The following is a 14,281-nucleotide window of genomic DNA, read 5'->3' as shown; positions in this document are numbered from 1 at the left end:
TGGCCTGATCAGCTCCGGTTCATCTCTATTTTGGAGGTTTAACATTGTTCCAGAAAGAATTTCGGATACTTGTTATTAACCCGTGTTCAACATCCACTAAGATTGGTGTGTTTGATAATGAACGGCTGGTGTTTGAAAAAACTCTGAGGCATGATTCGGATGAAATCAGTTCATTCAACAGTGTGATTAATCAATTTGAATTTCGCAAACAAGCCGTACTTGAGACGCTGGATCAAGAAGGCATGAATATCTCAAAGATTAGTGCTGTGTGCGGAAGAGGCGGTTTGCTGCGGCCGATAGAGGGCGGCACATACATCATCAATGAAAAGATGCTCCAGGATCTAAGAAAGGGATATGCTGGCCAGCATGCCTCAAATCTTGGCGGTATCCTTGCTTACGAAATCGCATCTGGATTAAATATTCCTTCTTATATTGTTGATCCTGTAGTTGTTGATGAAATGGAGCCCATTGCGAGAATCTCAGGGATCCCTTCAATAGAAAGAAAAAGCATCTTTCATGCCCTGAACCAAAAGGCGGCTGCCAGAAAAGTAGCAGCACAGCATGGAAAATCCTACAAGGAAATGAATCTGATCATCACCCACATGGGCGGGGGCATTACAGTAGGTGTACATCATAAAGGAAGAGTCATTGACGTCAATAATGGTCTGCACGGTGATGGTCCGTTCAGTCCCGAGCGTGCAGGAACTGTACCTTGCGGAGATCTTGCTGCCATGTGCTTTTCGGGTGACTATTTCCGTGAAGAAGTCATGAGAAAGCTTGCCGGACAGGGAGGGCTTGTCGGATATCTCGGCACGAATAACGCTCAGGCTGCTCAGCAAATGGCTGATTCAGGGGATGAAAAAGCGCGTCTTGTTCTCCAGGCTATGGCTTATCAAATTGGGAAAGAAATTGGAGCAGCAAGTGCTGTGCTTAAAGGAAAAGTAGATGCGATTGTTTTGACCGGCGGTTTAGCACACGGAAAAGATTTTGTTAAAGAAATTTCATCCTATGTGGACTGGATCGCAGATATCATTGTTTTTCCTGGAGAAGACGAACTTCTTGCTTTAACAGAAGGGGCTCTGCGCGTACTAAGAGGAGAAGAAATGGCGAAGGTATATCCAGACAAAAAGATTAATACCGAAGTGTTTTAGTAGAAAGGAGCTTAAAAAATGGCTACCGAATATGATCTGGTTATTTTAGGCGGCGGTACCGGAGGGTATGTGGCCGCAATCAGAGCTTCTCAGCTCGGGTTAAAAACGGCCATCGTTGAGAAAGGGAAGCTTGGAGGAACGTGCCTGCATGCAGGATGTATTCCAAGTAAAGCCTTGCTCAGGAGCGCTGAAGTTTTTGCACAGACAAAAAAATCCGAGGAATATGGGGTTTTGGCATCTGATGTGACGCTTAACTTTACAAAAGTACAAGAACGGAAACAGGAAATTGTGGATCAGCTGCATAAAGGTGTGCAGCATCTGATGAAACAGGGGAAAATCAGTGTCTATGAAGGAACGGGAAGAATCCTTGGACCTTCCATCTTTTCGCCGATGCCCGGAACTATTTCTGTAGAAATGAATGACGGAACCGAAAATGAGATGCTCATTCCTAAAAATGTCATCATAGCTACAGGATCAAGACCTCGTACTCTTCCTGGTCTTGAAATAGACGGGGAATGTGTTATGTCCTCTGAAGAAGCATTGAAAATGACTGAACTGCCAGCTTCCATCTTGATTGTGGGCGGCGGAGTTATTGGCATCGAATGGGCTTCAATGCTGTCTGATTTTGGAGTTCAGGTAACCGTTTTAGAATATGCTGATCGAATTTTGCCGACGGAAGATCATGAAATTTCGAAAGAGATGGAAAGACTTCTTAAAAAGAAAGGAATCAGCATTATAACTGGAGCAAAGGTTCTGGCTGAAAGCCTTGATAAAACAGAAGGAGTCACGATTTCCGCTGAAAAAAATGGTGAGAATCAATCTTATACTGCTGAAAAAATGCTCGTTTCTGTTGGACGTCAGGCAAATGTTGAAGGAATTGGACTTGAAAACACAGATATTCAGCTGGAAAAAGGGTTTATTGCTGTAAACAAGCAATACCAGACGAAAGAATCCCATATTTACGCTATTGGTGATGTTAATGGCGGTCTCCAGCTGGCCCATGTTGCTTCACACGAAGGGATTAAAGCAGTCGAGCATGCAGCTAATTTAAATCCAGCGCCAATCGATTATACTCAAATTTCCAAATGTGTTTATTCTACGCCAGAGGTAGCGAGTGTGGGGCTCACAGAGAAAGAAGCAGAGGAAAAAGGATTTAATGTAAAAAAAGGGAAATTTTCTTTCCGCGCAATCGGCAAAGCCCTTGTTTTCGGTGAATCAGATGGTTTTGTTAAAATTATTGCCGATGCCGATACAGATGATTTGCTTGGTGTTCATATGATCGGGCCGCATGTTACGGATATGATCTCTGAGGCAGGTCTTGCAAAGGTTCTTGATGCAACCCCTTGGGAGATTGCCCATACCATTCATCCGCATCCTACCCTGGCAGAAGCTATTGGAGAAGCGGCACTTGCTGTTGATGGCAATGCGATCCACTCATAATTCTACAATATTGGTGATGGAGGCCAATCACTTCATATTTGCCTTCATCCAGAAAGACTAATTCGTACAGGAGGGTTTGCTATGGCTGAAAATCGTCATGAAGCATTAGGGCTAAAAGACAGAGACGTACTTGAAATGTACAAAACAATGGTTATGGCCCGAAAAATCGATGAACGGATGTGGCTCTTGAACCGATCCGGGAAAATCCCGTTTGTTATTTCCTGCCAGGGGCAAGAGGCCGCACAGGTTGGTGCTGCTTTCGCCCTCAACAGGGAAAAAGATTACGTTCTTCCTTATTACAGAGATATGGGCGTTGTGCTCGCATTTGGAATGACGGCAAAAGATTTAATGCTTTCCGGATTTGCAAAAGCGGAAGACCCGAATTCAGGCGGCCGCCAGATGCCTGGACATTTCGGCCAGAAAAAGAACCGGATCGTTACCGGATCTTCACCTGTTACAACTCAGGTTCCCCATGCTGTAGGGATTGCACTTGCAGGAAGAATGGAGAAAAAGGACCTTGTGACATTCGTTACGTTTGGTGAAGGCTCCTCGAATCAGGGAGATTTTCATGAAGGGGCAAACTTTGCAGGTGTACATAAGCTGCCAGTCATTTTTATGTGTGAAAACAATAAGTATGCTATTTCCGTGCCATATGAAAAACAAGTGGCGTGCGAAAAAATTTCCGACCGTGCCATTGGATACGGAATGCCTGGTTATACAGTAGACGGAAATGATCCTCTTGAAGTCTATCAGGTTGTAAAAGAAGCAGCTGACAGAGGAAGAAGAGGAGAAGGCCCGACACTCGTTGAAACGATTTCCTACAGGCTGACTCCTCATTCAAGCGATGATGATGACCGAAGCTACCGCGGACAGGATGAAGTTGCTGAGGCAAGAAAAAATGATCCAATCGCAACCTTTTCCGCTTATTTGAAAGAAACAGGCGTTATGACAGAAGATCAGGAAAAAGAGATAATTGATGACATCTTGAAAACAGTCAACGAAGCGACTGACTATGCAGAAAATGCTCCATATGCTGAGCCAGAATCAGCTATGAAGCACGTATATGCGGAGTAAGGGGGAAGAATAATGGCTGTTATTTCTTATATTGATGCAGTAACAATGGCAATTCGTGAAGAAATGGAACGCGATGAGCGTGTATTTATATTAGGAGAAGATGTAGGAAAAAAAGGCGGAGTATTTAAAGCAACGGTTGGTTTATATGACCAGTTTGGAGAAGAGCGGGTGATCGATACGCCTCTTGCTGAATCGGCTATAGCAGGTGTTGGAATCGGAGCTGCGATGTACGGAATGAGACCGATCGCAGAGATGCAATTTGCCGACTTTATCATGCCAGCGGTGAATCAGATTCTTTCTGAAGCAGCAAAAATAAGATACCGTTCCAACAATGACTGGAATTGTCCGATCGTCATTCGTGCTCCTTACGGCGGCGGAGTTCACGGTGCTCTTTATCACTCGCAGTCAATAGAAGCTGTTTTTGCTAATACGCCTGGATTGAAAATTGTTATGCCTTCAACTCCTTATGATGTAAAAGGACTTTTGAAAGCAGCAATAAGAGACAACGATCCCGTTCTTTTCTTTGAACACAAGCGGGCTTATCGATTAATTAAGGGAGAAGTACCGGCAGACGATTATGTTCTTCCTATCGGGAAAGCAGATGTAAAACGCGAAGGGGAAGACATTACGGTTATTACATACGGCTTGAGTGTGCATTTTGCCCTTCAGGCAGCAGAACGCCTTGCCCAGGATGGTATTTCTGCTCATATCCTGGATTTGAGAACCGTTTACCCGCTTGACAAAGAAGCCATTATAGAAGCCGCATCTAAAACGGGAAAAGTCCTCCTGGTAACAGAAGACAATAAAGAAGGAAGCATTATGGGTGAAGTGTCTGCTATTATTGCAGAAAACTGCCTTTTTGATCTTGATGCACCAATCGTGAGGCTCTCAGGTCCTGACGTTCCTGCAATGCCATATGCTCCGACGATGGAAAAGCATTTTATGATTAATCCGGATAAAGTAGAAGAAGCCATGAGAAAGCTTGCTGAATACTAATCAAGTTTCATAAGGAGGTAATAGAATGGCTGTAGAACAGATTACCATGCCAAAGCTTGGTGAAAGTGTTACAGAAGGGACGATCAGCAAATGGCTCGTCAGCCCTGGTGACAAAGTGAACAAATATGATCCGATAGCAGAAGTGATGACAGATAAAGTAAATGCAGAGGTTCCGTCATCCTATACTGGTGTTATAAAAGAATTGACAGCAGAAGAAGGCGACACGCTTGCAGTAGGAGAAGTCATTTGCAAGGTGGAGCTTGAAGGTGCTCCGGAACCTGCTGAAGCAGCTCCTGCCAAGGAGGATCCAATTGGCACTTCCTCAGAAGAAGCGAAAGAAACGGGCGATCAATCCAATAAAAAACGCTACTCTCCTGCAGTGCTTAGGCTCTCACAGGAAAATAATATTGATCTGGATCAGGTTAAGGGATCTGGTGCAGGCGGCAGAATCACCAGAAAAGATCTGACATTGCTGATTGAGAGCGGAAATGCACCGCAGGCCGGACAAAAGCCAGCAAAAACTGATGAAGCAGTAAATTCGAAAGAGCCTGAAAAAACAGCTGCTCCGCAAGCCCCAGAAGTTCAAGCTCCTAAAAAACAGCAGCCTGAAACAGCTGTTTCTGCTGCACCTGGAGATATTGAAATTCCGCTTACAGGTATTCGAAAAGCCATTGCAGCCAATATGCTGAGAAGCAAGCATGAAGCGCCTCACGCCTGGACAATGGTTGAGGTGGATGTGACAAATCTTGTTGAATACCGCAATTCCATTAAAAATGATTTTAAGAAAAAAGAAGGCTTTAATCTTACCTTCTTCGCTTTCTTTGTAAAAGCCGTTTCTCAAGCATTAAAGGAGTTTCCAGAGATGAATTCCATGTGGGCAGGCGACAAAATCATTCAGAAAAAAGACATTAACATCTCAATCGCTGTTGCGACAGAAGATGCACTTTATGTCCCTGTCATTAAAAATGCAGATGAAAAAACAATTAAAGGAATTGGACGCGACATTACGGAGCTAGCCGGCAAAGTCCGTTCAGGAAAATTGAGCTCAGACGATATGAAGGGCGGTACATTTACCGTAAATAACACTGGATCCTTCGGTTCTGTTCAATCTATGGGCATTATCAACTATCCTCAGGCAGCGATTCTTCAAGTTGAATCGATCGTCAAACGTCCCGTTGTCATGAACAATGGCATGATCGCTGTAAGGGATATGGTGAACCTATGTCTATCATTGGATCACAGAGTTCTTGACGGATTGGTATGCGGAAGATTCCTGGCGAGGGTAAAAGAAATTTTAGAGAACATTTCAAAAGAAAATACGTCTGTTTATTGATGGAAAAGATAAAAAAGGGGTGCAGACAGCGTTGAAAAACGCTTGCTGCACCTTTTTTGAAAGCCTATTTTCGCACGGAAGTTTGATTTTGTACAAGTTTGTATCTCGTATTTAGCCTAGCTTCGTGGCATCTTTTCTTAAAGTTCTTGCCAAACAAATGGTTTTGAATACTAAATATTGGGTCATGAATAATAAAGTTTAAGAAAAGAGCCTTTTGAATTTAGTTCATTTTTGTGGGACAAGCATTCGCAAATGATTTTTCTTAACAGAAATGGCTGCAGGGGTTTGGCTGTAAACTTCACCGTCCGTATCAGCCTCCATTGGTAAATCTGTGGTGATGGATATTTGGCTCCCTTGAAAGTGAAGGAGATCTTTCTCTGTATTATCCCATTTATAGGAACCTTTCATATTCAGCAAATCCTTCATAACGGAGAGGCTGGTTGTTTTTAAAATAAACACATCAGCCTTGCCATCTTGAACGCTGATCCCTGGATAAGGGAGTTCGTTCGTTCCGATAAACTTTCCGTTTGCCACAAGAATCATAACGGCTTTATCCTCCATTTCTTCTCCGTCTATTGAAAGTTTAAAGGAGAAGGGGTCTATCTGCTGAATGGAGCGAAAAGCACTCAAAAAATAACTGATCTTCCCGAGAATAGCTTTTTGAGCCCCATCAATGTTATTAGAAGTTTCAGTAATCAGGCCAATTCCCCAGAAATTCAAAAAATAATCTTCATTCAATGATACGACATCCGTTTTTAATTCTTTTCCATTTACTAACGCTTCCGCAGCTCCTTTTAAATTCAAGGGAATCTGAAGTGATCTGGCAAAATCATTGCAAGTCCCTACAGGCAAAATCCCGATCTTCGGCTGCCTGGAAAGCGGGGAAATGCCATTAATGCATTCATGAACGGTTCCGTCTCCGCCGAGTATATAAATGACATCGGCCTCTTCACCGTGAATTTGGCAGAATTGCTTTGCATCTGTCGGTTTGCTTGTCTGCAAAATATGAAGATTCGGATGAGCATCAGCCAAAATGGGAACCACCATTCCAAGCGACTTCATTAAATCCTTTTGACCAGCTTTTCCGTTAACAATTAATAAGGATTTCCTCAAATCTTCCATCCTATATCTCCTTTTAATGGCTGTTTAAGCTTTTTTTGCATCATTTAGTAAATATTGCGGTATGGATAATAGGGTACTCTTATTGGATCAATTGATTCCTTTTTTAACTAGCTATATGTAAAGCAGCAATGAGCAAGGCAAAAATGAAATTCCAGTTTATCTAGCTTCCGGTTCTAAAAGCTTCAATGTCATGAGTCGTTATCTACTTATACCACATGAATACGGAATAAAAACGCTCTTTCATTTGATTGATGGAAATAGATTCTTGTACTAAAATAAAATTAGTTATAAATAATTCTGAATTTTTGGCTTACTGTTTACTGAAAACGTATTCTTAGGGGGTGGGCTTCCGTTTAGGAAGCAATGATGAAAACAAATCAGAATGCAGGAAATTCTTTTACAGGGATAACAGAAAAAGATTGGCAATTGGAAGCAGAAAAGGCATTAAAAACAAAACCCTTTGATTCATTATTTACGGAAAGCATCGAAAAAATTATTTTGAAACCGCTTTACTCAGAGGGGGATTCGGAGCATCAAGCTTTGCCCGGTGAATTCCCTTATGTGAGAGGAACAAAAAAAAGTGCTGGATGGAGAATCAGTCAATGTGTAGATGGTGGTGAATCTCCTCATGCTTTAAAGCGAAAGCTTGATGAAGCCTTTAAAAGAGGACAAAACTCGCTGCTCCTGAAGGAGTTCTCATCACTTGAAAGTGTGGAGGACTGGAAGGAAGCTTTTAACGCAAGCTTGTGCTCAGAATCCTTTCATGCCGTCTTTGATTTTAGTTCAGATCCAGCGAAGTCAGCTGTCTTTGCTGCATTCCTTGACGTGTTAAAGGAAGCTGAGACTGTATCCCTTGAAGGGATAGCTGGGTTTGATCCATTTGAAGGCGTTCTTTATGGGGAGCAAACGTTAAGCGGAGCGGAAGAGGAAATCGAGTGGCTTCTTGACTATACAGACTGGAGTGCAGGGAAGGCACCCTTCGTCAAAACGGCTTATTTCAAAGGCGAGCATTTTCATGAAGCCGGCGCAAATGCCGTTCAGGAGCTTGCCTATACGTTCTCTAAAAGTATTGAATGGCTAAATACAGTGCAGGAAAAGGGCTATGCAGCGAATCAGTATATGAAAAAAATGGCTTTCAGCTTCAATACCGATGCACAATTTTTTACTGAGATAGCCAAGCTGAGAGCAGCACGGCGTTTATGGAGCACCATTGCTTCGGCTTTTGGAGGAGACAGGGAAGCGCAAAAGATTACGCTCCACAGTGAAACCTCGCGTTTAAATAAATCAAAGCTTGATTTTCATGTTAATTTGCTGCGGTCAACAACTGAAGCATTTTCTGCCATTGCAGGAGGTACAGACAGCTTACATATCTCACCGTTTAACGAAATTGACGGTACTTATGATCCCTTATCTGATCGCATTGCACGAAATACGCATTATTTGCTGAGTGATGAAAGCCTTTTATCCAAAGTAACCGATCCTGCCGGGGGCTCCTGGTATATAGAAGCACTTACAGAGGAGCTTGCTCAAAAAGCCTGGAAGGAAATCCAAAAGCTTGAGGAGCTCGGCGGCTTTAAAGAAGCTATGCTATCAGGGTATATCCAGGATGACATATCAGCAGTGCTTGAAAAAAGGGTGGAAGACTTCCATACGCGGAAAACTGAGATGATTGGAACGAACGTGTATGCCAATAAAGAAGACCGGCTCCTTCAAGCGGACAGCACCTTTTCAAGGAGCAGGCTCCATCCATCTTCTCCCTTTCATGAGCAGCTGACACTTCATAAAAAAGGTGAAACTGCCCTTATTGAAAAGAGAGAAAACATCCAATCGGGCATTAAGCCTCTGAAGCCAGTCAGGCTATCAGAGACGTTTGAGGGACTTCGTCTGAATGCTCTAGCCTTTAAAGAAAGAACCGGTTCTTTCCCAAAGGTTGCTTTGGTCACTTTCGGCCTTTTAAAAGAATACAAAGCAAGACAGGACTATGTAACAGGCATCCTTTCATCGGGGGGGCTTGATTGGACGGCTTTTTCTTCAGAGAACCTTGACGGAATTGGAGAATTTTCCCAGATTATTTTATGCGGAACAAATGATGCCTACTTAAAGCTTGATGACCAGCTGTTTCATGCCATTGGAAAATCAGGAAGCATCTGGATTGCAGGGCGCCAAAACTCGGAATTTCTTGAACAATATCCTGTTGCAGGCACTCTTTACAATGGAATGAATATCTATGAATTTCTTTTGGAGCTTCATAACCGATTGGGGGTTACAGAATGACAAGAATCGACCTTTCGCAAACCTCTCTAGTAAATGGGAGTAACATAAATGAGCACACAGAGGCTGATGCTTCTTTAGGATATGAAACAAATGAACGTATTTTCATTAAAAATATTTACAATGAATCTAATCTTGATCAAGCTGATTTTTTGAACTCCTTTCCGGGGCTTCCGAATTATTTAAGAGGACCGTATGCAACCATGTATGTGAACAGGCCATGGACCATCCGCCAGTATGCCGGTTTTTCTACAGCTGAAGAGAGTAATGCCTTCTATCGGAGAAATCTTGCAATGGGACAGAAGGGACTTTCTGTGGCTTTTGATTTGCCCACGCACCGAGGCTATGATTCTGATCACGAGCGTGTTATTGGAGATGTAGGAAAGGCTGGAGTAGCAATCGACTCGATCCTTGATATGAAAATCCTTTTTGACGGAATACCGCTTGATGAAATGAGTGTATCGATGACAATGAACGGCGCAGTTCTTCCGATTATGGCATTTTATATCGTAACAGCGGAAGAGCAGGGAGTACCGCCTGAAAAGCTCGCAGGAACCATTCAGAATGATATTTTAAAAGAATATATGGTTCGGAACACTTATATTTACCCTCCGGAAATGTCTATGCGGATCATCGGGGATATCTTTGAATACACTGCCAATAACATGCCTAAGTTTAACAGCATCAGTATTTCAGGCTACCATATGCAGGAAGCAGGAGCGCCAGCTGATATTGAACTTGCCTATACGCTGGCAGACGGGCTTGAATATGTCCGAACGGGTTTGAAAGCAGGACTGAACATCGATTCGTTTGCTCCAAGGCTGTCTTTCTTTTGGGCAATTGGAATGAATTATTTTATGGAAGTGGCGAAAATGAGAGCAGCACGCTACATGTGGGCGGAAATGATCCGGCCGTTTAACCCGCAGAATCCGAAATCGCTTGCCCTTAGAACCCATTCCCAAACATCAGGCTGGAGCCTGACAGCACAGGATCCATTTAATAATGTGATCAGAACATGCATGGAAGCCCATGCGGCAGCGATGGGACACACCCAGTCGCTTCACACAAATGCTTTGGATGAAGCGATTGCCCTTCCTACGGATTTTTCGGCAAGAATTGCCCGTAATACCCAGCTCCATCTTCAGGCTGAAACAGGTATTACCAATGTCATTGATCCATGGGGCGGCTCCTATTACGTTGAAACGCTCACAAAAGAACTCATTGATCGCGCCAAAAAGCTGATTGATGAAGTAGAGAGCCTCGGCGGAATGGCAAAGGCCATTGAAACTGGGCTTCCTAAAATGAAGATTGAGGAAGCAGCAGCCAGAAGGCAGGCAAGAATTGATTCCGGGGCAGAGAGCATCATCGGTGTGAATAAGTTCAGGCTTTCAAAGGAAGATGCTCTAGATGTCTTAAATATTGATAACACCGAAGTAAGAAGAAAGCAGATAAAAAGACTGGAAGAACTGAAAAAAAACAGAGATCAGGAAGCCGTCATACGCTCGCTTGACGCTCTGACAGAAAGCGCAGCTACCGGAAAAGGCAATCTCCTTGAGCTTGCAGTTGATGCTGCGAGAAACAGGGCTACTCTTGGAGAGATTTCCTCTGCCATTGAAAAGGTGAGCAAAAGACATCAGGCTGTCATTCGATCGATCAGCGGAGTTTACAGCTCTGAGTTTACAAATGAACAGGAAATTTCCTCTGTCCGCAAGCTGGCTGATGAATTTCAGGAGCATGAGGGAAGAAGACCGCGTATTCTCATTGCGAAGCTTGGTCAGGATGGGCATGACAGAGGAGCGAAGGTAATTGCAACAGCCTTTGCGGATTTAGGATTTGATGTAGATATCGGACCGCTGTTTCAAACACCTTCTGAGACTGCCCAGCAGGCAATAGAAAATGATGTGCATGTTATTGGGATGAGTTCACTTGCTGCAGGACATAGGACACTTCTGCCTCAGCTTGTTGAAGAATTGAAAAAAAACGGCAGAGAAGATATTCTCGTCATTGCCGGCGGCGTGATTCCTCCTGAAGACTATGAGTTTCTTTTCTCAAGTGGAGCTGCTGAGATTTTCGGGCCAGGCACCGTCATACCTGTTGCAGCAGCAAAAGTGATTGAAAAGATTTATGACCGTCTTGGATATGAGGATGTGCAGGATCAATGATCCGAAAAAAGAGAAAGGCTGGTTTTGACGGGCCTTCGCCGGAAGAATATGCCGAGGGAGTACTTGAAGGGAACAGAGTCATGCTGTCTAAAGCAATTACACTGATTGAAAGTAATGCCCCACAGCACTTTGATGCAGCTCAATCGCTTATTCAGAAGATTACTCCTGAAAGAAAACCGTCTTTACGAATTGGGATAACCGGAGTGCCTGGTGCGGGAAAGAGCACGTTTATCGATGCTTTTGGCTCGCTTTTATGTGATAAAGGACATAAGGTAGCTATTCTTGCGGTAGATCCAAGCAGTCAGGTTTCTAAAGGGAGCATACTTGGAGACAAGACGAGAATGGAGCGCATGGCAAGGAATCCAAGAGGGTTTGTCAGGCCCTCCCCTTCAAGCGGGGTGCTTGGTGGAGTTAACCGGAAAACAAGAGAAACGATTTTATTATGCGAGGCTGCAGGCTACGATATTATTCTTGTTGAAACGGTCGGTGTCGGCCAGGGAGAATTTATGGTAAGGGGAATGGTCGATTTTTTTCTTCTTCTTGTCCTGACAGGAGCGGGTGATGAACTGCAAACGATGAAAAAGGGCATCATGGAGCTTCCTGATCTCGTTGTGGTTAATAAAGCAGATGGAGAGAATGTGGCGCAAGCCAAAAAAGCCATGCAGGAATACAATACGATCCTCCATTTTCTGAAGCCCTATACAGAGGGCTGGACGACAGAAGCGGTCACAGCCTCTGCTTTAAAAGAACAAGGTATCTCAGAGATTTGGGGAATTATTGAAAAATTTAAAGAGATTACACTGGGAAGCGGCGGATTTGAAGAAAGAAGAATGGAACAGCAGAAAGACTGGTTTTATGAAAGCATCAAGGAGCAGCTCATGTTCCGTTTTTTTAACAGCAAAGGAATAAAGGAAAAGATTCGTGCTTTTGAAGAGGATTTAAAAAAAGAAAAAGTGGCCGTGGCAGCTAACGTGCAATCGCTTTTAGACGAGTTTTTTTCAAAAAATTGAGTGTAATCATTTTTGTAAAGTCACTCCGTTTGCCCAATAGCGTAAACTCTTGGTAAGATAGAAGGATAAGAAAAGAGGAGAGGTGTTTTCATGAATATAGATTTCAACCTTTTTATGAATGATGTGGTAAGACAGGCACGCAGCGAAATAACTGCAGCAGGCTATACAGAGCTGACAACAGCTGATGATGTTGACGCAGCTTTAAATAAACCAGGTACAACTTTAGTAATGGTGAATTCCGTTTGCGGATGTGCTGGAGGAATAGCAAGGCCAGCTGCTGCCCACGCCATTCATTACGATAAGCGTCCAGACCAGCTTGTAACCGTTTTTGCAGGGCAAGACAAGGAAGCTACTGCAAAAGCAAGAGAATATTTCACTGGATTTCCGCCATCATCCCCTTCCTTTGCTTTATTGAAGGACGGTAAGCTTGTTAAAATGGTTGAGCGTCATGAAATTGAAGGCCACGAGCCGATCGCAGTTGTGACGAATCTTCAGAATGCATTTGAAGAAAACTGCAGTGAAGTTTAATGGATAATGGCAGGCCCTCCTTTATGGAGGGTTTTTTAAGTGTCTTTTTAAAAATCGGTCCTCCAATCCTGAGTTAACTAACAGAGAGAAAATATTTGTATAAAAAACTTTCATCGAAATCACTGATTTGCAGGATTACTTTATTCCTCGTAAAATTAAAGGCTCTTTTCTTAAACTTTGTTGTTTTTTCATCCATTTAAGTGATTAATGAGCATTGATACACTTGCGAATTTTAAGAAAAGATGTCACGAAGCTAATCTTTATGCGTGTTCTAAGACTATACGAATAGCAACAATCTTTTCGAAAACAGCCTAATTAAAAAAATTATGCAGCGGGGAGTGAAAATCTATAAAAGATTTTTACTCTACCTTCTGCACTAATTTCAATTCTTTTAATTAAGCGATGGAGCATTTCAGGAGTGAGTTCTTCAAAACTCGCAAATTTTTTGAGTTCAATCGTTAATTTCTGTAGGTGTCCTACTGATTCACTCTGATTAAGCTTCATCTCAATATTTCTTCTTTGAAGTTCTTTCAGCTTTCTTATTATAAGCAGTTGTGACTACCTGGTATTCTTCCTTATTGATCAGTCCATCAGCAAGAAGGTTAATTAAACTAACTTTTTTTGAAGCTAGATCAGCAATTTCCTTCAAAGTAATTTTTTCTCATCACTTTTCAAAGTAGCCTTAAGTTTACTTTCTAGCTGTTTTTGGTACTGACCTTTGTTTATTGAGAAGGACAACTCTTGTAATTCTTTCAATACTATGCTGGTTAATTCTTTCTCTTTAATAACCCTGATTTGTACAGGCTTTTTTGCGAGGTTGCCAGTTGGATAAAGACCTTTTCAATTATTAGAATTTGTTATTAAACTAAACCAGCAAAATAGAAGCTCGCTTTTTATTGTGCTAAAGGATGCGATTGCTTAAGAAAGCTTCGTCTAATTTAATCCTATAAAATAATATTAAAAGCACTGCTATTTGCAGTTTCTTTCAGTTTGTAGACAAAAGGCATCCGGATGTCTCTATCCGGATGCCTTTTTGTTCATTTTTAAGTAATTTAATGCTTTACAAACTCTTCCTTGGATACTTTTATGCCATTTTTCCAGATTCCCAAGTCCAAGTTGCCATCTTCTTTAAGTTCATGGCAGCAAAAGTAAGCATCGCTTGCATGGACAATTTTTTGAGACCTCTCAATGTTG

At 42.6% G+C, this 14,281-nt stretch carries 11 protein-coding genes; 9 read left to right on the top strand and 2 right to left on the bottom strand.

Annotated features, from left to right (window positions below):
- The first annotated feature begins 44 nt into the window (after positions 1-44).
- The 5 genes from buk to ACOT8F_RS14195 all read left to right on the top strand — a co-directional run bounded on the left by buk (position 45) and on the right by ACOT8F_RS14195 (position 5,994).
- Complete coding sequence (buk, locus tag ACOT8F_RS14215) at positions 45-1,151, top strand: butyrate kinase (RefSeq protein ID WP_421652596.1); 1,107 nt, start codon at positions 45-47, stop codon at positions 1,149-1,151.
- Positions 1,152-1,169: 18 nt separating this feature from the next.
- Positions 1,170-2,591, top strand: a complete 1,422-nt coding sequence (gene lpdA, locus ACOT8F_RS14210; protein WP_421652595.1) for a dihydrolipoyl dehydrogenase — start codon at positions 1,170-1,172, stop codon at positions 2,589-2,591.
- An 81-nt stretch (positions 2,592-2,672) separates the two neighbouring features.
- Positions 2,673-3,665: a thiamine pyrophosphate-dependent dehydrogenase E1 component subunit alpha gene (locus ACOT8F_RS14205; protein ID WP_421652594.1), complete on the top strand. Its 993-nt coding sequence runs from the start codon at positions 2,673-2,675 to the stop codon at positions 3,663-3,665.
- A gap of 12 nt (positions 3,666-3,677) precedes the next feature.
- A complete protein-coding gene (locus tag ACOT8F_RS14200; protein WP_421652593.1) occupies positions 3,678-4,661 on the top strand; it encodes an alpha-ketoacid dehydrogenase subunit beta in 984 nt (327 codons plus the stop codon).
- A gap of 25 nt (positions 4,662-4,686) precedes the next feature.
- Entirely contained in the window at positions 4,687-5,994 is a 1,308-nt protein-coding gene (locus tag ACOT8F_RS14195; RefSeq protein WP_421652592.1) for a dihydrolipoamide acetyltransferase family protein, read from the top strand.
- Positions 5,995-6,219: 225 nt separating this feature from the next.
- Here ACOT8F_RS14195 and ACOT8F_RS14190 read toward each other — a convergent pair whose 3' ends face one another.
- Positions 6,220-7,116, bottom strand: a complete 897-nt coding sequence (locus ACOT8F_RS14190; protein ID WP_421652591.1) for a diacylglycerol/lipid kinase family protein — start codon at positions 7,114-7,116, stop codon at positions 6,220-6,222.
- Positions 7,117-7,479: 363 nt separating this feature from the next.
- Between ACOT8F_RS14190 and ACOT8F_RS14185 the strand changes: the two genes are divergently transcribed.
- The 4 genes from ACOT8F_RS14185 (at position 7,480) to ACOT8F_RS14170 (ending at position 13,087) form a co-directional block, all read left to right on the top strand.
- On the top strand, positions 7,480-9,390 hold the full coding sequence (locus ACOT8F_RS14185) for a methylmalonyl-CoA mutase family protein (protein ID WP_421652590.1): 1,911 nt from the start codon (positions 7,480-7,482) through the stop codon (positions 9,388-9,390).
- Positions 9,387-11,549, top strand: coding sequence for a methylmalonyl-CoA mutase (gene scpA / locus ACOT8F_RS14180; RefSeq protein WP_421652589.1), 2,163 nt, complete (start codon positions 9,387-9,389; stop codon positions 11,547-11,549). Before ACOT8F_RS14185 ends, scpA begins: the two co-directional genes overlap by 4 nt.
- Entirely contained in the window at positions 11,546-12,559 is a 1,014-nt protein-coding gene (meaB, locus tag ACOT8F_RS14175; RefSeq protein ID WP_421652588.1) for a methylmalonyl Co-A mutase-associated GTPase MeaB, read from the top strand. Before scpA ends, meaB begins: the two co-directional genes overlap by 4 nt.
- A 90-nt stretch (positions 12,560-12,649) precedes the next feature.
- Complete coding sequence (locus ACOT8F_RS14170; protein WP_421652587.1) at positions 12,650-13,087, top strand: BrxA/BrxB family bacilliredoxin; 438 nt, start codon at positions 12,650-12,652, stop codon at positions 13,085-13,087.
- A gap of 324 nt (positions 13,088-13,411) precedes the next feature.
- Here the strand turns inward: ACOT8F_RS14170 and ACOT8F_RS14165 are convergent, their stop codons facing one another.
- Positions 13,412-13,591: a DUF4368 domain-containing protein gene (locus ACOT8F_RS14165; RefSeq protein WP_421652586.1), complete on the bottom strand. Its 180-nt coding sequence runs from the start codon at positions 13,589-13,591 to the stop codon at positions 13,412-13,414.
- Between the last annotated feature and the right edge of the window lie 690 nt (positions 13,592-14,281).

It is taken from the genome of Chryseobacillus diguaensis (assembly GCF_049220665.1).
In the GTDB taxonomy this organism is placed as follows: Bacteria; Bacillota; Bacilli; order Bacillales; family Bacillaceae; genus Metabacillus_B.
The sequence above is the reverse complement of the archived record's forward strand: the minus strand, read 5'-3'. Positions and strand labels throughout refer to the sequence as shown.